Source organism: Haloferax gibbonsii (assembly GCF_001190965.1).
GTDB classification, from domain to species: domain Archaea; phylum Halobacteriota; class Halobacteria; order Halobacteriales; family Haloferacaceae; genus Haloferax; species Haloferax gibbonsii.
In genome coordinates this window covers 2,734,546-2,759,218 of the sequence record NZ_CP011947.1, presented here as the reverse complement: position 1 = coordinate 2,759,218, position 24,673 = coordinate 2,734,546, and the positions used below count along the sequence as shown (strand labels likewise).

Annotated in this window: 24 protein-coding genes and 4 tRNA genes; 14 read left to right on the top strand and 14 right to left on the bottom strand. The window is 64.6% G+C overall.

Annotated features, from left to right (window positions below):
- Positions 1–220 precede the first annotated feature (220 nt).
- From ABY42_RS14060 to ABY42_RS14040, 5 genes are all read right to left on the bottom strand, one after another.
- Positions 221–1,582 carry an MgtC/SapB family protein gene (locus tag ABY42_RS14060; RefSeq protein WP_049905049.1) on the bottom strand — a complete coding sequence of 454 codons (1,362 nt, stop codon included), beginning with the start codon at positions 1,580–1,582 and terminating at the stop codon, positions 221–223.
- A 351-nt stretch (positions 1,583–1,933) separates the two neighbouring features.
- Positions 1,934–2,008 (bottom strand) — tRNA-Glu (locus ABY42_RS14055).
- Between the two features lie 86 nt (positions 2,009–2,094).
- Positions 2,095–4,071: a 3-hydroxyacyl-CoA dehydrogenase/enoyl-CoA hydratase family protein gene (locus ABY42_RS14050; RefSeq protein ID WP_004974449.1), complete on the bottom strand. Its 1,977-nt coding sequence runs from the start codon at positions 4,069–4,071 to the stop codon at positions 2,095–2,097.
- A 141-nt stretch (positions 4,072–4,212) separates the two neighbouring features.
- Positions 4,213–4,794: a DNA-3-methyladenine glycosylase family protein gene (locus tag ABY42_RS14045; protein WP_050459792.1), complete on the bottom strand. Its 582-nt coding sequence runs from the start codon at positions 4,792–4,794 to the stop codon at positions 4,213–4,215.
- Positions 4,795–4,927: 133 nt separating this feature from the next.
- Complete coding sequence (locus tag ABY42_RS14040) at positions 4,928–6,289, bottom strand: putative ATP-dependent zinc protease (RefSeq protein WP_050459791.1); 1,362 nt, start codon at positions 6,287–6,289, stop codon at positions 4,928–4,930.
- A 131-nt stretch (positions 6,290–6,420) separates the two neighbouring features.
- Here ABY42_RS14040 and ABY42_RS14035 point away from each other — a divergent pair, with 131 nt between their 5' ends.
- The 7 genes from ABY42_RS14035 (at position 6,421) to ABY42_RS14010 (ending at position 11,806) form a co-directional block, all read left to right on the top strand.
- Complete coding sequence (locus tag ABY42_RS14035) at positions 6,421–7,446, top strand: succinylglutamate desuccinylase/aspartoacylase family protein (RefSeq protein WP_004974452.1); 1,026 nt, start codon at positions 6,421–6,423, stop codon at positions 7,444–7,446.
- A 110-nt stretch (positions 7,447–7,556) separates the two neighbouring features.
- Positions 7,557–7,952 carry a succinate dehydrogenase, cytochrome b556 subunit gene (gene sdhC / locus ABY42_RS14030; RefSeq protein ID WP_004974453.1) on the top strand — a complete coding sequence of 132 codons (396 nt, stop codon included), beginning with the start codon at positions 7,557–7,559 and terminating at the stop codon, positions 7,950–7,952.
- Positions 7,952–8,323: a succinate dehydrogenase hydrophobic membrane anchor subunit gene (locus tag ABY42_RS14025; RefSeq protein WP_004974454.1), complete on the top strand. Its 372-nt coding sequence runs from the start codon at positions 7,952–7,954 to the stop codon at positions 8,321–8,323. The genes sdhC and ABY42_RS14025 overlap by 1 nt, the downstream gene beginning before the upstream one ends.
- Positions 8,323–9,204 carry a succinate dehydrogenase/fumarate reductase iron-sulfur subunit gene (locus tag ABY42_RS14020; protein ID WP_004974456.1) on the top strand — a complete coding sequence of 294 codons (882 nt, stop codon included), beginning with the start codon at positions 8,323–8,325 and terminating at the stop codon, positions 9,202–9,204. Before ABY42_RS14025 ends, ABY42_RS14020 begins: the two co-directional genes overlap by 1 nt.
- 55 nt (positions 9,205–9,259) lie before the next feature.
- Positions 9,260–11,107, top strand: coding sequence for an FAD-binding protein (locus ABY42_RS14015; protein ID WP_004974458.1), 1,848 nt, complete (start codon positions 9,260–9,262; stop codon positions 11,105–11,107).
- Positions 11,108–11,255: 148 nt separating this feature from the next.
- Positions 11,256–11,353, top strand: a tRNA-OTHER gene (locus ABY42_RS19485).
- Positions 11,354–11,587: 234 nt separating this feature from the next.
- Positions 11,588–11,806, top strand: a complete 219-nt coding sequence (locus ABY42_RS14010) for a helix-turn-helix domain-containing protein (protein ID WP_008094913.1) — start codon at positions 11,588–11,590, stop codon at positions 11,804–11,806.
- Between the two features lie 12 nt (positions 11,807–11,818).
- Here ABY42_RS14010 and ABY42_RS20170 read toward each other — a convergent pair whose 3' ends face one another.
- Positions 11,819–11,977: a DUF7563 family protein gene (locus tag ABY42_RS20170; RefSeq protein WP_013035319.1), complete on the bottom strand. Its 159-nt coding sequence runs from the start codon at positions 11,975–11,977 to the stop codon at positions 11,819–11,821.
- A gap of 275 nt (positions 11,978–12,252) precedes the next feature.
- Between ABY42_RS20170 and ABY42_RS14005 the strand changes: the two genes are divergently transcribed.
- Entirely contained in the window at positions 12,253–12,672 is a 420-nt protein-coding gene (locus ABY42_RS14005; protein WP_004974462.1) for a hypothetical protein, read from the top strand.
- A 93-nt stretch (positions 12,673–12,765) separates the two neighbouring features.
- Here the strand turns inward: ABY42_RS14005 and ABY42_RS14000 are convergent.
- Positions 12,766–12,839: transfer RNA gene (locus tag ABY42_RS14000), tRNA-Thr, on the bottom strand.
- An 11-nt stretch (positions 12,840–12,850) separates the two neighbouring features.
- Positions 12,851–13,396, bottom strand: a complete 546-nt coding sequence (locus ABY42_RS13995; RefSeq protein WP_050459790.1) for a GNAT family N-acetyltransferase — start codon at positions 13,394–13,396, stop codon at positions 12,851–12,853.
- Positions 13,397–13,724: 328 nt separating this feature from the next.
- On the opposite strand from ABY42_RS13995, the gene ABY42_RS13990 reads away from it, so the two are divergent.
- Genes ABY42_RS13990 through ABY42_RS13975 form a run of 4 tightly spaced genes read left to right on the top strand, consistent with a single transcriptional unit; the run spans position 13,725 to position 17,641 of the window.
- Entirely contained in the window at positions 13,725–14,663 is a 939-nt protein-coding gene (locus ABY42_RS13990) for a branched-chain amino acid ABC transporter permease (RefSeq protein WP_004974466.1), read from the top strand.
- Positions 14,660–16,027, top strand: coding sequence for a branched-chain amino acid ABC transporter permease (locus ABY42_RS13985; RefSeq protein WP_004974473.1), 1,368 nt, complete (start codon positions 14,660–14,662; stop codon positions 16,025–16,027). Before ABY42_RS13990 ends, ABY42_RS13985 begins: the two co-directional genes overlap by 4 nt.
- Positions 16,020–16,883 (top strand): ABC transporter ATP-binding protein, encoded by an 864-nt coding sequence (locus ABY42_RS13980; RefSeq protein WP_004974475.1) that lies wholly within the window; start codon positions 16,020–16,022, stop codon positions 16,881–16,883. The genes ABY42_RS13985 and ABY42_RS13980 overlap by 8 nt, the downstream gene beginning before the upstream one ends.
- Complete coding sequence (locus ABY42_RS13975; RefSeq protein ID WP_004974477.1) at positions 16,880–17,641, top strand: ABC transporter ATP-binding protein; 762 nt, start codon at positions 16,880–16,882, stop codon at positions 17,639–17,641. The genes ABY42_RS13980 and ABY42_RS13975 overlap by 4 nt, the downstream gene beginning before the upstream one ends.
- Positions 17,642–17,890: 249 nt before the next feature.
- Here the strand turns inward: ABY42_RS13975 and ABY42_RS13970 are convergent, their stop codons facing one another.
- Entirely contained in the window at positions 17,891–19,204 is a 1,314-nt protein-coding gene (locus ABY42_RS13970) for an ABC transporter substrate-binding protein (protein ID WP_050459788.1), read from the bottom strand.
- Positions 19,205–19,391: 187 nt separating this feature from the next.
- Here ABY42_RS13970 and udk point away from each other — a divergent pair, with 187 nt between their 5' ends.
- Positions 19,392–20,087 carry a uridine kinase gene (udk, locus tag ABY42_RS13965; RefSeq protein ID WP_008094926.1) on the top strand — a complete coding sequence of 232 codons (696 nt, stop codon included), beginning with the start codon at positions 19,392–19,394 and terminating at the stop codon, positions 20,085–20,087.
- A gap of 36 nt (positions 20,088–20,123) precedes the next feature.
- On the opposite strand, the gene ABY42_RS13960 is transcribed toward udk, so the two are convergent.
- Complete coding sequence (locus ABY42_RS13960) at positions 20,124–20,444, bottom strand: DUF5785 family protein (RefSeq protein WP_004974481.1); 321 nt, start codon at positions 20,442–20,444, stop codon at positions 20,124–20,126.
- Between the two features lie 151 nt (positions 20,445–20,595).
- Here ABY42_RS13960 and ABY42_RS13955 point away from each other — a divergent pair, with 151 nt between their 5' ends.
- Positions 20,596–21,327 carry a GNAT family N-acetyltransferase gene (locus ABY42_RS13955; RefSeq protein WP_004974483.1) on the top strand — a complete coding sequence of 244 codons (732 nt, stop codon included), beginning with the start codon at positions 20,596–20,598 and terminating at the stop codon, positions 21,325–21,327.
- 293 nt (positions 21,328–21,620) lie between these two features.
- Here the strand turns inward: ABY42_RS13955 and ABY42_RS19480 are convergent, their stop codons facing one another.
- From ABY42_RS19480 to ABY42_RS13940, 4 genes are all read right to left on the bottom strand, one after another.
- Positions 21,621–22,484, bottom strand: a complete 864-nt coding sequence (locus tag ABY42_RS19480) for a hypothetical protein (protein WP_156224416.1) — start codon at positions 22,482–22,484, stop codon at positions 21,621–21,623.
- A gap of 347 nt (positions 22,485–22,831) precedes the next feature.
- Positions 22,832–22,915 (bottom strand) — tRNA-Ser (locus ABY42_RS13950).
- A gap of 46 nt (positions 22,916–22,961) precedes the next feature.
- Entirely contained in the window at positions 22,962–23,717 is a 756-nt protein-coding gene (locus ABY42_RS13945) for a hypothetical protein (RefSeq protein ID WP_004974484.1), read from the bottom strand.
- A 96-nt stretch (positions 23,718–23,813) separates the two neighbouring features.
- Complete coding sequence (locus ABY42_RS13940; protein WP_050459787.1) at positions 23,814–24,449, bottom strand: uracil-DNA glycosylase; 636 nt, start codon at positions 24,447–24,449, stop codon at positions 23,814–23,816.
- Positions 24,450–24,673: the final 224 nt, after the last annotated feature.

Here is a 24,673-nt window from a genome sequence, read left to right as displayed (position 1 = left end):
CACTCAGACGAGCGCAGTCGCTCGGGAGGGTGGATACGCGGAGTGACCCTCGCCCGTCGGGGGACGACCGACGGGCGAATCTTCGTGGGCCGCTCGGTCACGGGATACGCGCCGAACCAGTGCGATTTGATTGCCGCGGCACGGTGTTATCAATGTTGTGTCGCTGACTGTTGTGTCGGCCAAATTGATTCCGCGTGCGCGGACCTCCGTGCCGCTCGCCTTACGGACGAAAGACGACGATGGCGACGCCGGCGACGCCCGCCGCCACGAGGAGCGCGCTCCGCCGGGCGACCGGCCCGAGGAGTTCGCGGTCGACGCTCGCCGCGAGAGCCACCTTGACTCCGATGCTCGCGGCGGTTCCGGCGAGGACGCCGACGACGGCGGTCGTCTCGCTGATGGTGCCGCCGCCGTAGAGCGTGACGGTGGTCGTGACGACCGACCCGCTCGACACCAGTCCGCCGAGGAAGCTCGTCACGACGAACCCGGCCGCGCCGAAGTACTCCTGCGCCGCCGCGGAGGCGAGCAACACGAGGAGGAAGAACACGCCGAACCGGAGGGCGCTTTCGAGGCTGAACGGCGACTCGAACGCCACGTCGAGGTCGACGCCCCACTCGCGGGAGTGCAGCGCGTAGCTCACACCCACGAGCGCGACGAGTCCGAGGGGAATCCCCACCTCGACCGCGAGCTCCGGGATGAACACGACGACGAGCGAGAGGTTTCGGAGCGCCATCGCCGCGTCGGCCATCAGAATCGCGCCGGCCGCGAGCGGTCGAATCGACGGGTTCCGACTGGTCCGACCGGCTATCTCGCCGATGACGGCCGTCGAGTTCACCAGCCCGCCGAAAAAGCCCGTGATGGCGATGCCGCGTTCGCCGTACCGTCGGATGATGACGTAGTTGACGAAGCCGATTGCGCTCACCGCGACGACGAGCAACCAGACCGTCCGGGGATTGACGGCGTCCCACGGACCGATTCGCCCCTCGGGGAGCAACGGGTAGACGACGAACGCGATGATGGCGAACTCGACGGCGCTCCGAACCTCGTCGGTCGTGAGCCGCCGGGCGAACCCGTGGAGTTCGCGCCGCAGGACCAACAGGAGCGACGACGTGAGCGCGACGACGACGCCCTCGATGACGAAGCCGCTCACCACCGCCGCGCCGACCGCGTAGGCGACTAACAACGACGTCGACGTGGTGAGTGAGAGGTTCACGCCGAGGTCGTCCAGGCGAACGACCTCGGCGTCACCGCGGCGGCCGTCGTCGGCTTCGGCGTCAGCGTCCGCGTCGAAGTCGAGTTGGGAGTCGGCTCGGTCGTCCTCGCTTTCGTGCGACCCGCGTTCGACGAGTCCGCGACTCCCGAGCAACACCGCCTGTGCGACCACCAACAACCCGCCGACCGCGAGGAGGATGTCGCTCCCGACCACGACGGCGACGCCACCGAGGAGGCTCGTCAGCGTGAACGTCCGCACGCCGGCGCTCTTCTTCGACCGCTCGCGCTCCAACCCGAGGAACATCCCCAACGCCGCCGCGACGAACAGGCGGACGACGACGGGGTCGATTTGGGAGACGAACTCTTCGAGCATCATCGAACTCCCGTCCCGGGACGCTCGTGTTCCATGCTATCGTGTATATTTTAATTGCTATCGTTAAAAACGTGTAAGCTAACTACCGCGGGCGGGAGTCGAGTCGTTCGGGGTGAGAGAACTGCTCGGGAGAGGAGTTGAACTCCACTCGCAACAAGTTGCTCGCTAGTTCGAATATCCCGCTCATATCCGTACCTTCGCGGTCCAGGCGACATGTACAGCGGTCGCTTGGAAGGTAGTTCAGCAGAGAAGTGCTCGGTCAGGGATTTGAACCTCAGTCGCAGCAAGCTGCTCCCTGATTCAAATCCCTACACTGCACGCTCTTCTTCGTCACGTTGTTCCTCAGAGAAGTGCTCGGTCAGGGATTTGAACCCTGGTCCTCGGCTCGAAAGGCCAAGATGATTGGCCGGACTACACCAACCGAGCGTCTGCATTCACGAGTGGTCGTTGGACTATTTTAAGCGTTGCGTTCCATCGTGGGTGAGTGAGAGGAACCCACCCACGGCGGTGGCTTACTCGCCCGTGAACTCGGGGTCGCGGTCGCTCGTGAAGGCGGCGATGCCCTCCATCAGGTCCGAGGTGGTAAACAGTAGGCCGAACGCCTGCGCTTCGACCTCCAGTCCGGAGTCGGTGTCTTCCCAGCCGTTGTGCATGGCGCGCTTGGTGTAGCGCTGGGCGACCGGCGGGCCCTGTGCGAACCGCTTCGCGTACTCGAAGGCCCGTTCTTCGAAGCCGTCGTTCTCGACGACCTCGTTGATGAAGCCGTAGTCGGCCATCGTCTCGGCGTCGTAGCGGTCGGCGCTGAAGATAATCTCCTTCGCGCGGCCGGTGCCGACGATGCGCTGGAGGCGGACCGTGCCGCCCCAGCCGGGGAGGAGCCCGAGGTCGTGCTCCGGCTGGCCGAGTTCGGAGCGCTCCGTGGCGATGCGGAGGTCGGCGCACATGGCGAGTTCCATCCCGCCGCCGAGACAGAAGCCGTCGATGCCGGCGATGACCGGCTTGTCGAGTTCTTCGAGCTTTCCGAACGTCTGTTGGCCCTTCCGAGAGATTTCGACGCCCGAGACGGCGTCGCCGCCGCCCGCGGCGATACTCGTCACGTCGGCTCCGGCGGAGAACGCGCGGTCGCCGGCCCCCGTGAGGAGCACGGCGCGGACCTCGTCGTCCTCGGCGAGGGTGTCGAGCGCTTCGGAGAGTTCGTCCATCAGTTCGATGCTGATGGTGTTGAGGCGGTGCGGGCGGTCGAGGGTGATGTGACCGATGCCGTCGCGCACCTCGACGGAGATGTCGTCGAACGCGGGTGCCTCGTCGGATTCCTCCGCGCCGCCGTAGAAGCCCTCGCCGGACTGGGCGAGGTCGCGGAGGTACTGGACGGCCTCGTAGCGCTCCTCACCGGTCTCGTCGTGGTGCTTGTCGAGCGCGCCGACGAGGGTGGCGATGCCCGCGTTGTCGGCCATCTTCGCCGGGCCGTCGGGGAAGCGCCCGCCGAGTTTGACCGCGCGGTCGATGGCGGCCGGGTCGGCCACGTCGTTTCCGACGAGACCTGCGACTTCGTTCGCCATGACGCCGAGGAGGCGGTTCTTGACCGCTTCGCTCCCCTCGTCGTGGGGGACTTCCGCGCCCTCGCCGTCCTCGTAGTCGTAGAAGCCCGTGCCGGTCTTCTGGCCGAGGTCGCCTTCCTCGACCTTCTCGGAGAGGAGCGGACACGGCTCGTAGGCGTCGCCGAGCACCTCGTGCATGTATTCGAGGACGTGATAGCCCACGTCGATGCCGACGTAGTCGGCGAGTTCGAAGCTCCCCATCGGGAGGCCCATGTCGTACTTCGTCGTAGAGTCGACCTCGGCCATCGTCGCGTCGCCCGAGTGGACAATCCACGCGGCCTCGTTCATCAGCGGGACGAGGATGCGGTTCACGATGAAGCCGGGGCTGTCCTTGCGGACGCGGACGGGCGTCTTGCCCATCGCCTCGGCGAGGTCCTCGACGAGTTCGAGCGTCTCGTCGGCGGTGTGCGCGCCGGAGATGACCTCGACGAGGTCCATGCGGACCGGCGGGTTGAAAAAGTGCATTCCGCAGAAGCGCTCGGGTCGCTCCGTCACTTCGGAAAGTTCGGTGATGGAGAGACTGGAGGTGTTGGTGGCGAACACCGTGTGGTCGGGGGCGTGTTCCTCCAACTCGGTGTACACCTCCTTTTTGATGGACATCTTCTCGGGGACGGCCTCGATGACCACGTCGGCGTCGACGACGGCCTCGCCGAGGTCCACCGCCGTCGAGACGCGGGCGAGCGCGGCGTCGGCGTCGTCCTGCGACAGTCGGTCCTTCTCGGCGAGTTTGTTCAGCGACCACTCGATTTGGTCGTAGCCCTTCTGAACGAACTCGTCTTTGATGTCGCGCAGCACGACGTCGTAGCCGGCGAGGGCCGCGACCTCCGCGATGCCGTGGCCCATGTTGCCCGCTCCGAGAACGGTGATACTGTTGACGTCATCTACGTTCATGGACGAACGTTATAGTGCGCGGCGGTTTCAACGTTTCCCTCGCGCAGAATATAAACGTAACAGATGTTTATTTTCTCGGTTAGAAATACCGACGCAGTCTGTCGATTATTCGTCCCGGCTTGGCTTTCCACCCGTTCGAAGTTAGTCCACGCACCGCCAGAGATACCGGCTGGCGTAGCTCCGATAGGGGGCCCAGCGCTCGGCGCGTTCGCGCATCTCGCCGCGGGAGACGGCGTCGGGTTCGAACCCGAAGACGTGTTCCATGCCGCGTCGAATCCCGAGGTCCTCGACCGGGAACACGTCCTCGCGGGCGAGCACGAAGATGAGGAACATCTTCGCGGTCCAGTCGCCGACGCCGCGAATCTCGGTGAGCGCCGCGACGACCTCGTCGTCGTCCATCTCCCGGAGAGATTCGGCCGAGAGGCCGTCTCGGAACGCGTCGGCGACGTTGCGGACGTAGCCGACCTTCTGATTCGAGAGGCCGCAGTCGCGCAGGACGGCCTCGTCGGCGGCCAGTATCCCCTCGGGCGTGACCTCGACGCGGTCGAACAGGCGGTCCCGAATCGTCGCCGCCGCGGTTGTCGAGAGCTGTTGGTTGACAATCGAGACGACCAGTCGCTCGAAGGGGTCGTCGGCGAGGTCGAGCGAGAGCGGGCCGTGTTCCTCGACCACGTCGCCGAGGTGCGGGTCCGCCCGGAGTTCGCGGTATGCGTCGTCGCTCATCGACCCGTGGTTGGGTCGTCGGAGAGAAAAGTGCGCGTGTCTCGGGTGCTCGGATGCGGTCACCGGTCGGAGCGACGGCGGTCGTCGCGCCGATGGCGAGCGCGCCGGTGGCCGTGGCGTGGCGCGGGCCGACTTACTCTTCGAGGAGTTCCTCTTCCTCGTCGTCGCTGTCGTTGCGGTCGGCGTTGGCGCGGCGGCGCACGTCCACGCGGTAGTGTTCGAGGATGTCGCGCCCGAGCAGCAGCGGGTAGTCCATGTGCGAGCGGTCCTCGACGCTGGCGGTCACGGTGTGCTGGGTGCCGCCGATACCGATGACGAGGTCGACCACGGGGCGGGCCTTCCCGCCCTTGAGGCTCCCGGACTTCACGCGCGTCATGCTCTTGATGGGCCCCGCGCCGATTTCGGCGGCGAGGCTCGTGTCGATGCTCGTCCGGGTCGCCCCGGTGTCGGACTTCGCGAGGGTCTGCTGGGAGCCGCTGGTCCCGTTGACGACGACCTCCTCGATGTAGCCGATGATGGGCGCTTCGCCGTCGATGATGGGCGACTCGTTGGGGGCACACGAGGGGACGGAGTCGTCGAGCGTCGCGGACAGTTCCTCGACGCGTGCCTCGTCGACCTCGCCGCCCGCGCGCTCGATTGCGAGCTTCGCGATGTGCGGCGCGGGGCTCTTGCCCGTCGCCTGATAGAGGCCCTTGAAGCCGGCGGTCGGGTTGGCTTCGAGGACGAACCAGCCGTCTTCGCCCTCGACGAGGTCGACGCCGACGTAGTCCATCTCCATCACTTCGGCCGTGTAGAGCGCCGTCTCCCGCGCTTCCTCGGGCATCTCGTCGGTCGCGTTGAGCACGTCGCCGCCGAGGGCGACGTTGGTCCGCCAGTCGCCGTCCGGGGCGTAGCGGTACATCGCGCCGATGATTTCGCCGTCGACGATGTAGACGCGCAGGTCGCGGTGGCGGTCGCCGTCGCGGTCGATGAGCTTCTGCAGGAACGCCTGTCGGTTGCCGACCTTCGGGTTCACGGGCTCGGTCAGGTCGACCTTCCACGTCCCGCCGCCGTGGGTGCCGATGGCGGACTTGTAGACGCCGACGTCGCCGAAGCGCTCGCGGCCCTTGTTCAGCCGGTCGTTCGAGAGCGCGAGGAGCGCGTCGGGCACCTGGATGTTCCAGTTGGCGAGCGTCGCGGCCGTGGCGAACTTGTGGATGGCCGCGAGAACCGCGTCGGGCTCGTTGAGCATCGGTCGGATGCGGTTGAACGTCGTCGCCAGCCCGAGCAGTTCGGCGGGTTCTTCGGTGTTCGACAGGAGCAGTCGATTCGCGATGATGTCCACCTCAGGCTCGACCGTCACCTCGCCGTCTTCGATGCTGACCGCCGCGTTCTCCCGGCGGAGCCACACCGGCTCGTGACCGAGGTCTTCGACCGCGTTGAGGATTGCCTTCGTCTCCTTGCTGTTGTGCAGAGAAAGCACGCCGACACGCACGGCGTCGTTTGTGGTGGACATACTCAGTTGATATCCTCCCGGTTTCAAAGACATGACGGTCGAGAGCCGGCCGCCCGCGGTTCGCGGCCGCGAGGACGGCGTCGGGCGGTCCGTCGCGACCGTTTATAACCCCGGCCCTCCCATCGCATCACATGGCCGACAACGAGGCCTTCACCTACAACGGCGGGAAGGTCGAGCCGGGCGAGACACAGGACATCCGGTACGGCATCTCCGAGACGTATCTCGGCGACCCGGTTCGCATCCCCGTCACCATCATCAACGGGGAGCGGCCGGGGCCGACCGTGTTCCTCTCCGCCGCCGCCCACGGCGACGAACTGAACGGTATCGAGGTCGTCCGCGAGGTGGCCTACGAGTGGGACCTCGCGGACCTCGCGGGCACGCTCGTCTGCATGCCGGTGATGAACGTCCCCGCGTTCCTCGCCCAACAGCGGTACCTCCCCATCTACGACCGTGACCTGAATCGGTCGTTCCCGGGCTCCGAGACCTCGACGGGAGCAAAGCGGATGGCACACCGCATCTACCAGAACTTCATCGCGCCCTGCGACCTCGGCATCGACTTCCACACCTCCACGCGGGGGCGAACTAACATGCTCCACGTCCGCGCGGACATGTCCGACCCCGCCGTCGCGCGACTCGCCAACGCCTTCGGCTCGCACGTCATCATCGACAGTTCGGGGTCCAGCGGGATGCTCCGAACCGAGTCGTCGGCGAGCGGGACGCCGGCCATCACCGTCGAGATGGGCGAGGCCCACCGCTTCCAGCGCGAACTCATCGACGAGGCGCTCGCGGGCGTCGAGAGCGTCTTCGCCGAGTACGGCCTCCGTGGGACCTCGACGGTCAACTGGCCGGGCTGGCGGACCGTCATCTCGGACGAAAACGAGAAGACGTGGCTCCGCGCCGACGCTGGCGGCATCGTCGACATGCACCACGACCGCGGCGCGCTCGTCCACGAGGGCGACCGCATCTGCACGATTACGAACCCGTTCAAGGACGACAACGTCACCGTCGTCGCCCCCTTCACGGGCCTGCTCGTCGGCGTCCTCGAGAACCCGGTCGTCTACCCCGGGAACCCGCTTTGCCACCTCGTCGAACTGAAGGACAAGGTGCGGCGCGTCGTCGAGCGCGAGCAGTCCGGCACCCCCGAGCCGACGCTCTGAGACCGGCCGCCCCGCCCCGAGATATTCGGGGCCCGGCGACTTTTGCCAACCCTCACGAAACTCCATACACGTAAGTTCTATACCCTCCCCTTCCCGACACTCACAAGAGCATGAGTCAGTCTTACAATCGGGGCCTCATCGAGGACTTCAGCAGATGGCGGGAGTTCTCGGCCGGCATGTGGGCCTGGATATTCCACAAGTTCACCGGCTGGGTGCTTGTGGGCTATCTCTTTACCCACATCGCCGTGTTGTCGACGGCCCTCTCGGGCGCGGCGGCGTACACGAACACGATTCAGGCGCTGGAGAGTCTCTTGGTCGTGCGTATTCTGGAAGTCGGGCTGCTCGCGGTGGCGGTGTTTCACATCCTCAACGGACTGCGGCTGCTGTTCGTCGACCTGGGCGTCGGGCTGGAAGCACAGGACAAGAGCTTCTACGCGTCGCTCATCCTCACGGGTGTCATCGTCGTCGCGAGCGTTCCCACCTTCCTCTCGGGGGTGAGCATCTAATGGCGGAGCGATACACGTCCTTCGAGCCGGGCGGCCGGCGGTGGCTCTGGCAGCGGCTGACAGCCGCCTTCCTCGTCGTGGTGCTGGCGTTCCACTTCTTCCTGCTCCACTTCGTCAACCACGCCGACGAAGTGACGTTCGCCCTCTCACAGGCGCGCATGGAGCAGCTGACGTACTTCTCGCTGATGATCCTGTTCCTCGTCACCGCGACGTTCCACGGGGTCAACGGCGTCTACAACGCCCTCGTCAACCAGGGCCTCACGGGCACCCGGAAGACGGCGGTCAAGGCGATTCTCGGTCTCGCGAGCGTCCTCCTCATCGTGCAGGGCGTCCGCACGGCCCTCGCGTGGGCCGGAGGTGTTCCCATCTAATGAGCACGCAAGTTCCCGAAGCAGTCGAAGAGGAATCGGCCACGGAGACGGCGTCCGCCGGCAAGCAGAAGCGCGACGCGAAAAAGCGCGAGCGCGCAGAGCGAGTCCAAGAGCAGCGCGAGGCCGAGGCGGCCGAGAAGGCGCGCTCCGCGGACGACACCTTCCACCTCAAGGTCTTCCGCTACGACCCCGAGGTGCCGGAGAAGCAGGAGCCCCGCTTCGACGACTTCCACGTCCCGTACAAGCAGGGGATGACGGTCCTCGACGCGCTCATGTGGGCGCGGGACCACTACGACTCCTCGCTTACCTTCCGGCACTCCTGCCGGCAGGCCATCTGCGGGTCCGACGCGCTGTTCGTCAACGGGTCGCAGCGACTCGGCTGCAAGACCCAGCTGTCGGACCTCTCGGAGCCGATTCGGGTCGAGCCGCTCCCGCACGCCGACGTGGTCAAGGACCTCGTCGTCGACATGGAGCACTTCTACGACCAGATGGAGTCGGTCGAGCCGTACTTCCAGACGAACTCGCTTCCGGACGGCGAACTCGACGAGCAGCGCCAGACGCGCGAGAACCGCGAGAAGGTCAAGATGTCCACCCGCTGCATCTGGTGTAGCGCGTGTATGTCCTCGTGTAACATCGCCGCCGGCGACAACGAGTATCTCGGTCCCGCGGCCATCAACAAGGCCTACCGCTTCGCCATGGACGAACGCGAGGGCGAGGACATGAAGCAGCGCCGCCTCGAAATCCTCGAACAGGAACACGGCGTCTGGCGCTGTCAGACCCAGTTCTCCTGTACCGAGGTGTGCCCGAAGGACATCCCTCTCACGGAGCACATCCAGGAACTCAAGCGCGAGGCGATTAAGAACAACCTGAAGTTCTGGTGAACTTCCCGGTGAAACCCTGAAGTTCGACCAACCCTACGACACACCCAAACACACCATGTACGAACACGACGTTATCGTAGTCGGCGCGGGCGGGGCGGGCCTGCGCGCGGCGATTGCGGCACACGAGGAAGGGGCCGACGTGGCCATCGTGTCGAAGCTCCACCCGGTCCGAAGTCACACGGGCGCGGCGGAGGGCGGCATCAACGCCGCGCTCCGCGAAGGCGACTCGTGGGAGGACCACGCCTACGACACGATGAAGGGCTCGGACTATCTGGCCGACGCGCCGGCGGCCGAGACCCTCTGTAAGGACAGCCCGAAAGAGACCATCAAGCTCGAACACTGGGGGATGGCGTTCTCCCGTGACGACGACGGCCGCGTTAGCCAGCGACCGTTCGGCGGGCTCTCGTTCCCGCGGACCACCTACGCGGGCGCGGAGACGGGCCACCAGCTGCTCCACACGATGTACGAGCAGCTCGTCAAGCGCGGCATCAAGGTCTACGACGAGTGGCACGTGACCCGACTGGCCGTCTCCGACGAGGAGAAGCCGGAGGACCGGAACTGCCACGGCATCGTCGCCTACGACGTTCAGACCGGACAGGTCGAGGGCTTCCGCGCCCGCAACGGCGTCATCCTCGCCACCGGCGGCCTCGGGCAGGTCTACGACCACACGACCAACGCGGTCGCCAACACCGGCGACGGCGTCGCGATGGCCTACCGCGCCGGCGCGCCGATGGAGGACATGGAGTTCATCCAGTTCCACCCGACGACGCTCCCCTCGACGGGCGTTCTCATCACCGAGGGCGTCCGCGGCGAGGGCGGCATCCTCTACAACGAAAACGGCGAGCGCTTCATGTTCGAGTACGGCTACGCGAACAACCTCGGCGAACTCGCCTCGCGCGACGTGGTCTCTCGGGCCGAACTCACGGAGGTCAACGAGGGCCGCGGCATCGAAGACGAGTACGTCCACCTCGACATGCGCCACCTCGGCGAGGAGCGCATCATCGACCGCCTCGAGAACATCATCCATCTCTCGGAGGACTTCGAGGGCGTCAACCCCCTCGACGCGCCGATGCCGGTCAAGCCCGGCCAGCACTACGCGATGGGCGGCATCGAGACCGACGAGAACGGCGAAACCTGTATCTCCGGTCTCTACGCGGCCGGCGAGTGCGCCTGTGCCTCCGTCCACGGCGGCAACCGTCTCGGCGGCAACGCGCTCCCCGAACTCATCGTCTTCGGCAAGCGCGCCGGCCACCACGCCGCGGGCAAGGACATGGAGGCGGCCAAAATCACGACCGGCAAAGAAGGCGAGTACGAACTCGGCGAGGTCGACTCGCCGGTCGAACTCGGCGAAGCGGGTATCGGTGAGGACGCCGTCGCCGACGGCGGGACGGCGGCGGACGCGGGCGCGTCCGTCTCCGGAGCGGACCTCGTCCAGCGCGCCGTCGAAGACGAGCGCGAGACCATCGACACCCTCCTGGAGCGAGAAGACGGCATCCAGCAGGCCGAGATTCGCGAACGCGTCCAGAAGTCGATGACGCGCAACGTGAACGTCTTCCGCGAGGAGTCGGCCCTCAAGGACGCGCTCCGCGACATCCGCGAGGCGCGCGAACTCTACCAGGACGTGTTCGTGGCCGACAAGTCGCGGACGTTCAACACGGACCTGCTCCAGACGCTGGAGACGCGCAACATCCTCGACATCGCCGAGGCCATCACGCTCGGCGCGCTCGCGCGCAACGAGTTCCGCGGAGCCCACTGGCGCAAGGAGTACCAGGAGCGCCGCGACGAGGAGTGGCTCAAGCACACGATGCTCTCGTGGAACGACGGCCGCCCGGAACTCTGGTACAAGCCGGTCATCCTCGAAGGCGAGGACAAGACGTACGAGCCGAAGGTCCGGAGCTACTGAGTCGACCGCGACTCGTCCGAGTCGCAGACGCCCTTTCTTTCGACGTCGACTCCCGAGCGGTGCACCGACGCGCACAGCGCGCCGAATCGTGCGACCGCGGCCGGAGCCCACCAACGGCTATTTGCCCGCTCGACCCTTACAGCCGCCCGGAAGGGTGGCTCAGTGGTAGAGCACACCGGCGCAGGCCCTCGCGGTCGGTCCGGTGGTTTTCAATGGCTTCGCGTGGTTCGACTCCCGCCCCTTCCGTCTCGGAACCGCGCGCCGCCGGGCCTCGCCGCCCGCCGGCCCGCGACCCGCTCCCTTCGACGACAGTCGAAGTCGGCGGCGTCGAACACCGACAATTATCCGATGTACGTTCGTGACGAATACAACGATTCTCTCGAATTCGGGACGTTCGCGGCCTCACCCCCGACCTCGGTTCTTCGACGATTGTTGTAAGAGAGTTTTATTATCGTCGAAGCAAAGGGGATGACAACGACCATGCAACAGACGGTTCCGACCATCGAAGTCCCCGGCGAACTCGAATCGCCCTCGGCCAAGCTCGTGTACCTCTATCTCACCACGCACGACGGCGCGTCCATCACCGACCTGCAAAACGGGCTGGAGATGAAGAAAATCGCCCTCTACAGCATCCTCAGTACGCTGTCGAAGCGCGGCTTCGTCCGACAGGACGCCGAACGCTACCACGTCGCTCAGTGACGGCTCGGCGAGTCAGTGATTCCTCGGCGACCGCGCCGCCCGGACCTGTGCGCCGTCGCGGACCATATCCTCGCAGTTCGGGCAGACACGCGGATTCTCCATGCCATCGGGAGTGAAGACTCGGGCGTATGCGGGCGTCACGAACGAACCACAGTTCTGACATTCCGGCATGGTATCTAGTATCCTCCATGAATATCACATAAGTTTTCTCCCTAGACGAGTGCGAGAAGGAGGCCGACGAGGAGGAGCGCGAAGATGAGAAGCGTCACGGCGAACATGAATTGATCGGTCCCGTTCATACCGAACACGACGTTCCGGATAAAGATAAAATTCCGTCTCGACGCCGCGTCCCGCTGCGCTCGGCGGGGTTCTCTGATTTTCGACCGCGATAACGAGGGAGGTAGAACTAAATTCATCGCCCCCGTCGGTCCCGTAACGGTCCTCCAATGGAGTTCGTGTACGCGTTATCTGGGTTGTTCGCCGGGCTCTTTCTCGGAGCGGTGGCAGTCGTCACTGCGCTCACGTACACCCCCTACGGCGCGTCGCTGTTCGACACCGCGATAACGGCGCTGACCGGTGTCACGCTCCAACTGGGAAACCTGCTGTTCATCTCGGCGCTCACCGCCCTCGCGTTCGAGGGGCTCGCGATGAGCGGCATCCGGTATCCGGTCGTCGTCCCCGCGGCGTTCGCGTACGTGCTCACTCACGTCACGGTCTACTACTCGTGCATCCGCATCACCGACCTCCAGTCGGAGCCGCTCGACCCCGACGTTATCATCAAGCATAATCCGTTTCGGGCGCTCGTCCTCGGCGTGCCGGGGTCGCTCCTCCTCATTCGGGTCCGGCCGCCCGCGAGGCGGAACTGAAACCGTATCGACGACCCGCGGGCGCGGCTCCGGCTCGCGACGACTGAACGCGGGGCCCGCGTGGGGCGCAAAAAAGGTCGAACCGGCGACAGAAGCCAGGAGTGGGATTTGAACCCACGAAGTCTCGATTACAAGTCGAGTGCATGAACCGCCCATGCTCTCCTGGCGCGTCCGTCGATTACCGGTCCTCCTTTGAGTGTGTATCGTTTCGCATCGATTTCTCCAGTTCGACGCGGTGCGGTCGGTAGCCGTGCCGCCGGTAAAACCGACGGGCGGCGTCGTTGTCCGCCAGCACGTCCAACGCGACGGTATCCGCGCCGGCGTCTCCGAGCGCGGTCTCCGCCGCCGCCAGCAGTCGCGCGCCGACCCCGGCGTCTCGGTACGCCGGGCGGACGAACAGGTTCCGAATCATCCCGCGGGTCGCGTCCTGCTCGTACGCCCCCGCCTCGATGTCGAACATGACGAAACCGACGATGTCGCCCGTCTCCGGTCCCTCCGCGTCGTTCCCGTCGTTCCCGTCGTTCTTCTCGGCCCCATCGGTCCCCTCCTCACGGGCGACGAGCACGCCGTCGGCGGCGACGTGTCGCGCCAGCGCCTCCCGTATCGGCGTCCGATTGGCGTCGGCGCGGAGGTGCGACCCGAACGACCGCTGGTCCGCGGCGAGTTCGACCCACAGGTCGGCGAGGTCGTCGAGGTCGGAAAACGCCGCCGAACTGACGCGCATGGGCCCTGTCGGGGCTCTATCCGCTTTTAAGTGTCGGCGATTCGGACCGAAATCGAGGAATCGCGGCCCTGCGGGGTGCCGAGCGGGGTCAGTAAAGACGACCGATGAAGAAAGATTTATCTATGTTTATCGTCCGCACATATCATGAGGATAGTTATCAATGGGTATTGCCGAAACCTACTCCCGTGGCAGGCAGTTCGCCATCGAGCGTCCGTTCGCGCTCGTCTTGGCGGTCATCGTAGTCGTACTATTCGGTGACTTGCTTCGCGGGTTAGCAACAGGGCAGACGCAGTTTGCCGACATTGGCACGCTGGTCTGGGATGGTCTGATGCGGGGGCTCGTAATCGGCCTCGCGGGCATCGGGTTGTCGATGACGTACAGTATTCTAAACTTCGCTAATTTCTCGCACGGCGACTACATCACAGCGGGGGCCTTCTCGGGGTGGGCAACGACGTACCTCATCGCCGGACTGGGACGCGCCGACATCGGCGCGCTCCTGCTCGTCGGGGCCGGGGGGTCGGTCTACGGCGGGACGCTCGGTATCGGAATGCTCTCGACGCCGCTCGCGGTCGTCGCCGGCATCGTGGTCTCCGGCGGCTTCGCCATCGCGCTGTCGCTCGCGGTCGACCGGACCATCTTCAAACCGATTCGGAACGAGGACGGCATCACCCTCCTCATCACGAGCATCGGGGTCGCGTTCGCGCTGCGCTACCTGATGCAGTTCGTCTTCGGCTCTGACGTGCGCGGTACGACCGCGCAGCCGCCCTCGGTGTCGCTGTACTTCATCGACGGCACGGTCTTCATCAACGCCCACGACATCACGCTTCTCGTGGTCGCCTCGGCCCTGATGCTCGGCGTCCACGTCCTCTTACAGCGGACGAAACTCGGGAAGGCGATGCGCGCGATGGCCGACAACAAGGACCTCGCGCTCATCACCGGCATCTCGACCGAGCGCGTCGTCCGCGCGACGTGGATTATCGGCGGCGGGCTGACCGGCGTCGCGGGGTACATGTTCATCCTCTGGAAAGGGACGCTCGGGTTCAACGACGGGTGGCTCCTCTTGCTTCTCATCTTCGCCGCGGTCATCCTCGGCGGCATCGGCTCCATCTACGGGGCCATCGCCGGCGGCCTCGTCATCGGACTGACGGCGTCGATGTCGGTCCTGTGGATTCCCTCGGCGTTCTCGCGGGCCGCGGCCTTCGTCGTCATGATCGTCATCCTCCTCGTGAAACCGTCCGGGCTGTTCAGCGGGAGGGCGACCGCATGAGCGTCCGCGACGACTTCACCGCCCGCATCCCGGGCGGCGACGCGGGCCTCATCGTACTGGTCCTCCTCGGGACGTACCTCGCGTACGTCCTCGCGGGGTTCGTTCTGGGATACACGCTCCGCGGTCAGCTCAACTCCATCGCGACGCTGACGTTCTACATCGGCGTCTTCGCCATGCTGTCGCTCGCGCTCAACCTCCATTGGGGGTACACCGGGCTGTTCAACATCGGCATCGTCGGCTTCATGGCCGTCGGCGTCTACGTCACGGCAATCGTGACGAAGCCGACGTACGTCGCCGGCGGCGCGGCGCAGGTCGGCGGACTCGGCCTGCCGCTTTGGGTGGGCATCCTCGCCGGCATGACCGCGGCCGCGCTGTTGGGACTCGTGGTCGCGCTCCCGGCGCTTCGGTTGCGGGCCGACTACCTCGCAATCGTCACCATCGCGATGTCGGAAATCGTCCGGTTCAGCTTCCTCTCCGGCGAACTCCAGCAGTTCCAGCTGTTCGGTAACCGCGTCGGCTTCGGCGGTGGGTCGGGTCTCATCCTCGACTTCGCCCCGCCGCTGGAGGCGCTGCTTCGCGGCGTCGGCCTCTGGAACGGATACCTCGGCTTCGTCGACGCCTTCCAGGTCCTCGTGCCGAGGAACCCCAAGCCGGTCGTCGACGGCCTCGTCTACGGGCTGTTGCTCCTCGGGTTCGTCGCGGGTTTCTACTGGCTGCTCAAGCGCACCGGCGAATCGCCGTTCGGTCGCGTGCTGAAGGCCATCCGCGAGGACGAGGACGTCGCGAACGCCCTCGGCAAGAACACCGACCGGTTCAAAATCAAGTCGTTCATGCTCGGCTGTGCGCTCATGGGGCTCGCCGGCATCCTCTGGCTCGTTCCGCAGGGCGCGGTGACGCCGAACTTCTTCCGGCCGCGCGTGACGTTCTTCATCTGGATCGCGCTCATCATCGGCGGGGCCGGTTCGAACACGGGCAGCGTCCTCGGTGGGGCCGTCTTCGCGGCGGTGCTCTACCAGGGGCCGCGGTACTTCCAGAACCTCGTGTCGGCGGTGTTCCCCAACCTCGACTCGCCGTCCGGCTTCGGGCAGGCAATCTCGCCGCTCATCTCGCAGTTCGACCCCGTGCCGTTCCTCCTGTACACGGTCGACAGCATCCGGCAGCTCCAACTGGTCGTGATGGGGCTCGTGCTCATCTGGCTGATGCACAACCGGCCGGAGGGGATGCTCGGCTACCGCAAGGAGACCGCGTCAGTCATCCCGCTGTCGCGGCCGAAGTCGATGACCGCCGACGGCGGCAGCGACGACTCGGTCCGCACCGACGGCGGCGTCGACGCCGCGGCCCAGGGAGGTGAGACCGATGAGTGACGCCGCGGACCAGCCGGTCGAAGACGTGGCGAACAAGGTCGACGAAGACGCGCTCGGCGCGTTCGCCTCCGGCGTCGACACGTCGGTCGACTACCCGCTCCGAGTCGAGGGACTGGAGAAGTCCTTCGGCGGCATCACCGCCGTCGACGGTGCGACCTTCGAGGTCGAAGCCGGGTCGCTCACGGGTCTCATCGGTCCGAACGGGGCCGGCAAGTCGACGACGTTCAACCTCATCACGGGCATGCTCAAGCCCGACGCCGGCACGGTCACGTTCAACGGCGAGGACATCACCGGCGAGGAGCCGCACGAAATCGCCAACCGCGGGATGGTTCGGACGTTCCAAATCGCCCGCGAACTGAGCGAGATGACCGTCCTCGAAAACATGATGCTCGCGCCGAAACACCAGCGCGGCGAGACGCTGTGGCGCTCCGTCATGCCGGGCGTCCGCGACGACGTCCGCGAACAGGAAGAGGAACTCCTCGAACGCGTCTGGGAGGTGCTCGACTTCTTCGACATCGCCCACATCGCAGAGGAGTACGCGGGCAACCTCTCCGGCGGGCAGCGCAAACTGCTCGAGATGGCGCGGGCGCTCCTGACCGACCCCGACATGCTGCTCTTGGACGAGCCGTTCGCCGGGGTCAACCCCACGCTCGAGAAGAAACTGCTCGAACACGTACACGAACTCCGCGAGCAGGGCTACACGTTCCTGCTCGTCGAACACGACATGGACCTCATCATGAACAACTGTGAACACGTCATCGTCCTCCACCAGGGCTCGGTGCTCACGGAGGGGACGCCGGACGAGATTCGGAGCAACGAAGAGGTCATCGAGGCCTACCTCGGGGGCAACGTATGAGCGTCGACGCCAACACCGACGCGACGAGCGGCGCGGGCGTCGAAGGACGCGAGGACGTGCTCCTGCGCGTCCGCGACCTCGACGCCGGCTACGGCGACCTCCAGATTCTCACCGACGTCGACATGGACGTGTTCGACGGCGAGTACGTCACCATCGTCGGCCCGAACGGGGCCGGCAAGTCCACGACGATGAAGTCCGTCTTCGGCCTGACCGCCCACATGGGCGGGACCGTCCGGTTCAAAGACGAGGACATCACCGGGCGTCGACCCGAGGACATCATCCACGTCGGCATCGGTTACGTCCCGCAGAACGACAACATCTTCCCGACGCTGACGGTTGAAGAGAACCTCGAAATGGGCGCGTACATCCTCGACGAGGTGCCGCAGGACGCCATGGAGGCGGTCTACGAGCGGTTCCCCATCCTCAGAGAGCGGAAAGACCAGAAGGCGGGCACGATGTCCGGCGGGCAACAGCAGATGCTCGCGATGGGTCGCGCGCTCATGCTCGACCCCGACCTGCTGCTCCTCGACGAACCCTCGGCGGGGCTCGCGCCCGACCTCGTCGAGGAGATGTTCGACAAAATCGACGAGATTAACGAGGCCGGCACGGCCGTCCTGATGGTCGAACAGAACGCGAAGGAGGCGCTCCGGCGCTGCGACCGCGGTTACGTCCTCGCCAACGGGCAGAACCGCTACATGGACACCGGCACGGCGCTCCTCGAAGACGAACAGGTCCGGCAGGACTTCCTCGGCGGATAGCCCGTCTCGGCGGTCCACGCTATTTTTCCGCCGTCAATCGCAGACGTACTGGAACGACTCGACCGAGAGGCCGCCGTCTCCGTCGTCCGAACCACCCGATGAGCCACCGTCGAGGGTCACTACCGTGTTCGTGTCGTATGAGTGTCTTGTGTCGGTCGTGGGGGTGCGGTGGGAGACGGATGGTAGATGATGAGCGCAACCGCTCGCGTCGGTGGCGACGAAAGAAAAGTCGGGTCTGCCGAGTCGGTCTTAGTTGTCCGGGCCGGAGAGCGCCGTCTCGATGACGGAGGAGTACGACGACTCGCCGATGTTGAACGCGACCTGGTTGTACACTTCGCCGTCGAACGAGTCGCTGAACACGTTCGAGAAGCGCTCCGAGAGCTGCTGGCCGTAGTCGTTGTTGACGTACAGCGTCGAGACCGAACTGACTTCGAGGCGCTCGGCCATGACCTGCGCCATGACGCGGCCCTGCAGGAAGTCGGACGGTGCAGTCCGGAAGATGAAGTCGTTGTCTTCGAGGTTCGAGACGGACAGCGCCGTCGAGGACGGCGAGCAACCGACGATTTCGTTCGGGATGAACGCCTGCTGCGAGACGGGGACGTTCACGCCGGAGGACGCGGACCCACAGACGGACGGAACGCCCGCGGAGACGAGCGACTGCGCGGCGGAGACACCGGCGTCCGGGGACGTCTGGGTGTCTTCGATTTGCGCGTTGACGGAGAGCCCGGCCGGGTTGGCGTCGTTGACCTGCATGACCGGAATCTGCGCGGCCTGAATCATCGGCGCACCGACGGCCGCGAGGTCGCCGGTCTCGGGCAGAAGGATGCCGACCGACATCTCGCGGTCGGAACCGCCCGGACCGCTGTCCGCGGACGGGCCGTTCCCGTCGGGGTTCTCGCCGGCGAACGACTGCGTCTCGACGCTCGACGTGGCGTTGTTCTCGGCGTCGAACTCCCAGATGGCGTACGCGGCTTCCGCCGGGTCGCCGTTCTCGTCGAAGTTGACGGACGAGGACGCGCCCTGGTAGTCGATGTCTTCGCCGTTCGCGGCCGCCTCGACGCCCTCGACGAGGTTGTCCGGTCCGACGGTCATTCCATCGGGGTTCGCCATCCGGCGCATCTGGTCTTTGATGGCCGGGCCGGAGTTCTCCCCGGCGGCGGCGTTCGCCAGCAGCTGAATCGCGACCGAGTCGTAGGTCTGCGACGTGAAGACGCCCGGAGCCGCGCCGTACTCGTCTTCGAACAGTTGATTGAACGTGTCTTGGTTCGGACCGCCAGCGGCGGGTGCCGTCCCGGTCACGTTCGCCATGTCGTTGCCGACCTGTCCGGGCATCGACCCGGAGCGCATCCCGTCGGGCACGAGTATCTCCTCGCTCCCGTCGGACGCGCTGTAGTAGTCACGGAACAGTTGAATACCACTTTCGGGGTAGCCGATGACGACGAGTCCTTCGGGACCGCCGCCACCGCCGCCGCCACCGATGCATCCGGATAAGCCAGTCAAGCCTGCCGCGCCCGCGGCTCCCACTCCCTTGAGGAAGTCGCGGCGTACGATATCACGTACCATGTGAAAGGCAATGGCAACTCCCGCTTATAAAATTTACTCCCTGCGTTTGAAAAGCCATGATAATTGCGACCGACGGCGGTGCGAGAATCGGCTGTGTGAGAACGTCAGACATCGTGCTTTATATACCCAACGCGCCGAAGCCGGAGAACCGCTGCGTTCAAACCCGTTCGCGGGCGTCTTTGGGACAATGACTATCCCGTCGTTCGTTATCGGTATCGCGGGGGGGAGCGGTGCCGGCAAGACCACCGTGGCCCGACTCATCACGGAGAACGTCGGCGAGTCCGTGACGCGGATTCCGATTGACAACTACTACAAAGACCAGAGTCACCTCGAGATGACCGAGCGCGAGCAGGTGAACTACGACCACCCCTCGGCGTTCGAGTGGGACCTCCTGTACGAACAGCTCTCGGAACTGCTGGAGGGGAGAGCGGTCGAGATGCCGCAGTACGACTTCGAGATACACAACCGGAAGCCCGAGCGGAACACCGTCGAACCGACCGACGTCATCATCCTCGAGGGGATTCTCGCGCTCTACGACGAGGACGTAAACGAGATGCTCGACCTCCGGCTCTACGTCGAGACCGACGCCGACGTTCGCATCCTCCGGCGCATCCAGCGGGACGCAATCGACCGCGGACGCGACCTCCAGGGCGTCATCGACCAGTACCTCTCGACGGTCAAGCCGATGCACGAGCAGTTCATCGAGCCGACGAAGAAGCACGCGGACCTCATCATTCCCGAGGGGGCCAACAGCGTCGCCGTCACGCTGCTCGAAGAGAAAGTCCAAGCGGAAGTCGAAGGCGACGAGACGCGCACCTGGGAGCGCGACGCTATCGAACGGAAAGTCCAAGAGCGGACCTCGTCCCGCGGGCCCGACAACTAACGCGGCGTCGCGGGTCGAAAATCGGGGCCTCGAAGATTACGCGTTCTTGCCGGTGACGAACTGCGCTGCGCCCTCGTAGAACCAGAAGTCGTTTTCGCGCATCGCCTTGCCGACTGCCTTGTGCAGTTCGACGAAGTCGCCGAACTCCTCGCCTTCGACGTGCTCGAAGATGTCCGCGAGCGAGACGACGCGCTCGTAGTCGAGTCGGATGGGGTGGTCGCCGAACTCCTCGACGAACTCCGCTTTGTTCAGCGGGAAGTCCTCGTCTTCGTCGATCTTCTTCGCGATGACTGCCTGGCCGTACTTGCGTCCGCCTTCGCTCCCCTCTTCGCCGTCCGGGTCGTGTGGCCAATCCATACCCGAGTGTTGGCAGGCCGATTCAAAGCCGTTACGCATTTGTGGGAATTTGTCACGCGGAACGTCGCGGTCGAGTCGCCCTCGCCTCTTCGTGTCGCTTGCTACCGATGAACAAGAAATATACGCGTGGCACGCCATCGTTCTTGGAGTCATGCGAGCGACCGAGCGGCCGACGTTCGAATCCGAGGCCAGCAAGCTGATTTACGAGTACGTCGAGCGGCACGGGACCGCGAAACGGAACGTCCTCCTCGACGTCGCGCCCGTCTCGTCCGACGAGTTTAGAACCGAACTGGAGCGACTGAAATCCCGCGGTTATCTCCAAGAAGACGGCGGCACCCTCCAGTTGGCGCTCGACGTGGGCGCTATCGAGGAACACGAGACCGACGCGGGAATCGTCACCATCCGACCCGCCCGTCAGCGCGACTTCGAGGGTCTGGTCGACGCCATTCGCGACGTGACGTCCGAAGAGACGTACGTCGTCGCCGAGACAATCGCCGAACAACTCCTCTACGACGAGGCGGTCACGCGCCACAACCGGGTGGAGTCTCGGGTGTTCTTCGTCGCCACCATCGGCGAGGAGGTCGTCGGCTGGACGCACCTCGACCTCCCGCAGGTGTCGCGCATCCGCGAGACCGCCCAGCAGACCGTCGGCGTCAAGGGAGAGTACCGCGGTTCGGGCATCGGCAGCCTCCTGCTTCGCCGCGGCCTCGACTGGGCCGAAGCCAACGGCTTCCGGAAAGTGTACAACAGCGTTCCGATGACGAACGACCGCGCGCTGGAGTTCCTCGGCGACCACGACTGGGAGACCGAGGCGATTCGCAGGGACCACTACACTATCGGCGACGAGCACGTCGACGAAGTGATGATGGCGTACCGGTTCTGAGCGGGTCGGCGGCGGTGGGTCGGTTTTTGTGGGGCCGTTGGTGTTGAGCAGTACGTGCGGTGGGACTGGGATTTGAACAACGCCGAGACGGTCCCTCGCTCCGCTCGGGCTGCGACTCGTCTCGTTCAAATCCCAGTCCGTCTCCGATTTCCACTCTCAGGGTCGCGTAGTAATCAAGTTGTTATACAAAGTGGCTACGGGGGTTGGGGCGTACTACCCCGTCAAGATTACAGAGCGGACGGGTCCCATACTCCACGTTGGTGGGTGTGGATTTCACCGCCCTCTCTATCGTGCTAATCTCTGTTTTTATAGTGGGTGTAGACTGCAAATACGATACCACCGATACCCACTGCAATACTAAGTTGTATTGCCCCACCGACGACACCGAGAGTTAATCCGATTGCTGCAACACTGAGTACTAACTCTGAACCTGTAAACAAGCGAATGACCAAGCGTTTGAGGTCTGAAACGAGACGAGTTTTCATCGGCGTTTCACCCGTATATGCGGAGTCCATCTGCTTTGCGAGGGCAGAAAACTGGGTTTCAGAGGGATTTGCTACTGCTTTCGAGAAACCTTGCATGAACGACGGGAATGTTTCATGAAATTCTTCCGATATGTATTCGGGCTTGTCGGCTTGAGTTATTTTTTGCAGATACCTGGCTGTCCCTTGGTATCTCTTTGTGTCAAGCCTCTCAAGACTTCTCTTGTCAAAATACTCCGTAGCATTCTCAATCCTACTGAAGATTGGTTCAAGATTATCTTCGTCTTGTCTGTAACGCTCAAAGGCTGAAGCAAGTTCGTGATATGCTACTTTCTCTCTAGAGATGTCGGATAGAATCCTTGCAGCAGATGAACCGATTGATAACAAAAAGATACCTCCCATGACGAGAACTGCGGCAAAGGCAGATATATCCACCCAGGGTTCAGACCCCGACCCCCCAAATCTGGTTATGGCGACTAAAACAACAGTAAACAGAATCATCAACCCAATGGTGGCAGGTAAAAACCAACGGTCTGCCCAATCTTGGTACTGTTTATAGCCTTTATACTTGTCAACACGCTGTTCGTCCAGTTTATTCACTTGAATAAAATCTTGGACAACATCATGTTCCGACCGGTCTACAACGATTCGCTCGTCCTGGGAGGAGTCTATCACAAAAAACAGTAGTTTCTGTTCTGAATTAATGTTTTCGCAGAACCATATCTATAGTATAGCCAGGCCCGATTAGCCCTGATGCCACCGTACCCAGGATTTATCACCGTGAGTCAAGGTCATGTGGGTGTGAACACCACGGGCTCGAATCCCGCGACACTCTATAATCGCCAGACAAGGCTGTAAGGAGTGTTGTTCGCGTCAGAATGCGGTGGGACTGGGATTTGAACCCCACTCGCTCCGCTCACGTCGTTCGCGTCGCTCCCTGCTTCAAATCCCAGTCTGTCTCCGCGTCACACGTTCACCGGAGACGCGCAGCTAAACCTGCGCGTCTCGGTTCTCTGAGAATGCGGTGGGACTGGGATTTGAACCCAGGATTCCGTGAGGAAACCTGCTTTCAAGGCAGGCGCGTTAGGCCACTCCGCCATCCCACCTTCGCACGACAGTTTTGAGTCGGATACCTAAGTGTTGTCGCTTCGCTCAGTCGCGGACGAGTTCCAACACGCCGTCGGTCGGTTCGACCCGAAGCCCCCTCTCGAAGACGAACGTCGTCGTGTGCTCGGGGACGACCCGCTCCGACTCGACCCGCGAGCGGAGCATCGGCACGACCGTGGCGAGGTCCGCGCCCGTTTCGAGGACGGGAAGCATCGGGACGTAGTCGAGGCCGTGGCCCGCGTCGTCGGCGCGCTCGGCGAGCGTCTCGACTTCCGGCTCCGCGTAGGCGTCGGTGAAATCGATGGGGTCGAGGAAGCCCGAGAAGTAGACGCGCCCTTCCGTCGAGGGGCCGAGGACGACGGGCGTGCTCCGGAGCTTCATCGCCGCGCTGTCGATGTGGGTGCGCCCGAGAAGCGGCGCGACCGGGCGGACGATAGCGGCCGAGTGGACCTCCTCCTCGTTGAGGAGATGCGAGACGGTGTTGCCCGCGCGGGCGGAGAACGACGAGCCGACCTGCGGTTCGAACCGCACGCCGTCGGTGCCGCCGAGGGCGTCGGCGACGACGCTCCGAATCTCGGCCTCCGAGTCGTGGTCCCCGGCGAACTCGTCCGGGAGGTCGTCCTCGGTACGGTAGTTGACGAGGAGGTCGCCGCCGGAGCGCTCGACGGCGATACAGGCGTCTTTGAGCATCGCGGCGTAGAGCTCCGCGGCTTCGGCTTCGGTGAGCGGACTCGTCTCCGCGAGTTCCGAAAGCACCAGTCCCGGCCGCGGCGGTTCGGCGAGTACGGCGATGACCGTCATACCCTCCCCTCGCGCCGGGGAACCCTTGAACCCGCCGCTTGTGACCCGTCGAATCGGGGGGCCGCGGGGACGGAACGCTCCGCGCGCCGTCCCGTTTCAGCGACTCTGCCGACCCTTCGTCTGCCGGTAGTCCCGGCCGAACACCGACTCGCGGACGTGTTCGACGAACGCCTCGGCGTCGGCGTCGGTCAATCGCTCCGGCTCCTTCATCGGGACGAGTTCGAAGCCGCGGCCGCGGATGGTTGTCGCGTGCTCCGCGTCGACGTCGAAGCTGTCGGCCGCGCGCGTGGTGTAGTCGAACGCGAGCGCCTCCAGCGCGGCCTGCCCGACGGGGACGATGATGTGCGGGTTTATCATCCGAATCTCCGCGTTCAGGTAGGGCTCGCAGGTCGCGACCTCGTCGTCGGTCGGCCCGCGCTCGGGGTGGCGACAGCGCGTGAGGTACGTGAAAAAGACGTTCTGCACGTCCGGCTCGTCGGCGTCCGGTTCGGACCGGACGAACCCGAGGTCGCCGAGGATGCGCTGGACGCGCTGGCCGGCCTCGTCGCCGGTGAAGGGGACGCCCGTCCGCTCCGCGGCCGCTGTCGGAGCCTCGCCGACGAACAGGAACTCCGCGCCCACGTCGCCGTAGCCGTGGACGACCTGCTCGCGCGTCTCGCAGAGCGCCGAGCAGTTCGTGCAGTCGGTGTCCATCGAGAAGGGGTTCCGGAACTGGCGTTGGTGTGCGTCCACACCCTCGAATTCGGCTCCGGAACCAAAACCCGCCCGGTCCGCGCAGATAATCGAGTCGCACCCTCGCTGGCGGGGGGCAACCGAGTCGGCGAGTGCGTGGTGAAAGTGAACACGGGGCGAATCGGAGGAGACGCGGGCAAAGAGGGCGCAGTCGCTCGAATCACGGAATCGAGAAAAGCGGAAGTGAACCGAGCGGAGGCGAACGCGAGTCGGACGGTCGGGGG

Coding starts and splice junctions, on each gene's coding strand:
- ABY42_RS13945 (WP_004974484.1), bottom strand. CDS start 23,717: ATGACGGTCATCGCCGTACTCGCCGAACCGCCGCGGCCGGGACTGGTG.
- ABY42_RS14010 (WP_008094913.1), top strand. CDS start 11,588: ATGCAACAGACGGTTCCGACCATCGAAGTCCCCGGCGAACTCGAATCG.
- ABY42_RS13990 (WP_004974466.1), top strand. CDS start 13,725: ATGCGGGGGCTCGTAATCGGCCTCGCGGGCATCGGGTTGTCGATGACG.
- ABY42_RS14040 (WP_050459791.1), bottom strand. CDS start 6,289: ATGTCCACCACAAACGACGCCGTGCGTGTCGGCGTGCTTTCTCTGCAC.
- udk (WP_008094926.1), top strand. CDS start 19,392: ATGACTATCCCGTCGTTCGTTATCGGTATCGCGGGGGGGAGCGGTGCC.
- ABY42_RS14025 (WP_004974454.1), top strand. CDS start 7,952: ATGGCGGAGCGATACACGTCCTTCGAGCCGGGCGGCCGGCGGTGGCTC.
- ABY42_RS20170 (WP_013035319.1), bottom strand. CDS start 11,977: ATGCCGGAATGTCAGAACTGTGGTTCGTTCGTGACGCCCGCATACGCC.
- ABY42_RS14020 (WP_004974456.1), top strand. CDS start 8,323: ATGAGCACGCAAGTTCCCGAAGCAGTCGAAGAGGAATCGGCCACGGAG.
- ABY42_RS13985 (WP_004974473.1), top strand. CDS start 14,660: ATGAGCGTCCGCGACGACTTCACCGCCCGCATCCCGGGCGGCGACGCG.
- ABY42_RS13955 (WP_004974483.1), top strand. CDS start 20,596: ATGCGAGCGACCGAGCGGCCGACGTTCGAATCCGAGGCCAGCAAGCTG.
- ABY42_RS13970 (WP_050459788.1), bottom strand. CDS start 19,204: ATGGTACGTGATATCGTACGCCGCGACTTCCTCAAGGGAGTGGGAGCC.
- ABY42_RS14060 (WP_049905049.1), bottom strand. CDS start 1,582: ATGCTCGAAGAGTTCGTCTCCCAAATCGACCCCGTCGTCGTCCGCCTG.
- ABY42_RS13960 (WP_004974481.1), bottom strand. CDS start 20,444: ATGGATTGGCCACACGACCCGGACGGCGAAGAGGGGAGCGAAGGCGGA.
- ABY42_RS14005 (WP_004974462.1), top strand. CDS start 12,253: ATGGAGTTCGTGTACGCGTTATCTGGGTTGTTCGCCGGGCTCTTTCTC.
- sdhC (WP_004974453.1), top strand. CDS start 7,557: ATGAGTCAGTCTTACAATCGGGGCCTCATCGAGGACTTCAGCAGATGG.
- ABY42_RS14045 (WP_050459792.1), bottom strand. CDS start 4,794: ATGAGCGACGACGCATACCGCGAACTCCGGGCGGACCCGCACCTCGGC.
- ABY42_RS14050 (WP_004974449.1), bottom strand. CDS start 4,071: ATGAACGTAGATGACGTCAACAGTATCACCGTTCTCGGAGCGGGCAAC.
- ABY42_RS13995 (WP_050459790.1), bottom strand. CDS start 13,396: ATGCGCGTCAGTTCGGCGGCGTTTTCCGACCTCGACGACCTCGCCGAC.
- ABY42_RS13975 (WP_004974477.1), top strand. CDS start 16,880: ATGAGCGTCGACGCCAACACCGACGCGACGAGCGGCGCGGGCGTCGAA.
- ABY42_RS13980 (WP_004974475.1), top strand. CDS start 16,020: ATGAGTGACGCCGCGGACCAGCCGGTCGAAGACGTGGCGAACAAGGTC.
- ABY42_RS14035 (WP_004974452.1), top strand. CDS start 6,421: ATGGCCGACAACGAGGCCTTCACCTACAACGGCGGGAAGGTCGAGCCG.
- ABY42_RS14015 (WP_004974458.1), top strand. CDS start 9,260: ATGTACGAACACGACGTTATCGTAGTCGGCGCGGGCGGGGCGGGCCTG.